Genomic DNA, 1420 nt, shown 5'->3' with positions numbered 1-1420 from the left:
ATAATCCAGGACTGCGTCGAGCATGGCCTGCACGCCCTTATTTTTGAAGGCACTGCCGCAGAGCACCGGAACCACGCTACCAGCAATGGTGGCACGTCGCAACGCCGCCTTGAGGGCTTCGATCCCGATCTCCTCTCCTTCGAGATAACGCAGCATCAGCTCTTCATCGGTATCGCAAATCGCCTCCACCATGTAATGATGGGCAGCCTGCGCAGCATCCAGCAAATTCGCCGGGATTTCTTCTTCCGTGAAACGTGTCCCCTGGGTAGTCTCATCCCAGTTAATCGCCTTCATTTTCATCAAATCAATAACGCCAACAAAACGATCTTCTTCGCCGATAGGTAGCTGGATCGGAACGGCGTTACCTTTAAGTTTGCTGCGGATCTGTTCTACTACCCGTTGGAAATTTGCCCCGGTACGGTCCATCTTGTTGACGAAGGCAATCCGCGGAACGCCATATTTATTAGCCTGACGCCAGACGGTCTCGGACTGGGGCTGCACGCCACCAACGGCACAGAATACGGCGACCGCACCATCCAATACACGCAAGGATCGCTCCACCTCGATGGTGAAATCCACGTGACCCGGGGTGTCGATAATATTGATTCGATGCTCCGCTCGCGAGCCATCCATGCCTTTCCAGAAGCAGGTAGTGGCCGCCGAAGTAATGGTGATCCCGCGCTCCTGCTCTTGCGCCATCCAGTCCATTACCGCAGTTCCCTCGTGGACCTCACCGATCTTGTGCGAAACGCCCGTGTAAAAGAGAATCCGCTCGGTGGTGGTGGTCTTACCCGCATCGATATGGGCCATGATACCGATGTTGCGATAGCGTTCTATGGGAGTAGTGCGCGCCACGTTTCTGTCCTTGCCGTCAGTGATGGAAAAAATTTACCAGCGGAAATGTGCAAAAGCCTTGTTTGCTTCCGCCATTCGATGGGTCTCTTCACGTTTGCGAACCGCGTTGCCACGGTTTTCTGCGGCTTCCAGAATCTCCGCCGCCAAGCGATTACCCATGGATTTCTCGTTCCGCTTTCGCGCGGAGTCCCGCAGCCAGCGCATGGCCAGTGCCATCCGCCGATCGGCCCGGATCTCCACCGGTACCTGATAGGTTGCTCCACCCACCCGTCGGCTTTTCACTTCCACAACTGGCCGTACATTGTCCAACGCTTTGCGAAATACTTCCATGGGATCAGTTTTGCTTTTGTCCGCGACGATATCCAAAGCGCCATAGACAATCTTCTCGGCAACACTTTTCTTGCCATCTCGCATGATCACATTGGCAAATTTGGCCAGGATTTCTTCCTTGTATTTTGGATCTGGAAGAATTGTCCGCTTTGGTACTTCTCTGCGTCTGGGCATATCGTGACTCCTTACTGCCGCGGGTGTTTACTTGGGCCTTTTGGCGCCGTACTTCGAGCGT

2 protein-coding genes are annotated in these 1420 nt (G+C 54.3%); both read right to left on the bottom strand.

The window, feature by feature from the left end; translation table 11 throughout:
- Window positions 1–855: GTP-binding protein (locus RTI30_RS12285; protein ID WP_312283879.1), on the bottom strand; the 855-nt coding region annotated here is incomplete at its 3' end.
- A 33-nt stretch (window positions 856–888) separates the two neighbouring features.
- Complete coding sequence (gene rpsG / locus RTI30_RS12280) at window positions 889–1359, bottom strand: 30S ribosomal protein S7 (RefSeq protein ID WP_312283878.1); 471 nt, start codon at window positions 1357–1359, stop codon at window positions 889–891.
- Window positions 1360–1420 lie beyond the last annotated feature (61 nt).

The sequence above is a fragment of the Candidatus Igneacidithiobacillus taiwanensis genome (assembly GCF_031962545.1).
GTDB classification, from domain to species: Bacteria; Pseudomonadota; Gammaproteobacteria; order Acidithiobacillales; family Acidithiobacillaceae; genus Igneacidithiobacillus; species Igneacidithiobacillus taiwanensis.
Note: the sequence above shows the minus strand (reverse complement) of the source record. Positions and strands in the feature narration are given on the sequence as shown.

Excerpts from the sequence above, each read along its gene's own strand:
- rpsG (WP_312283878.1), bottom strand. The coding sequence starts at position 1,359 with ATGCCCAGACGCAGAGAAGTACCAAAGCGGACAATTCTTCCAGATCCA.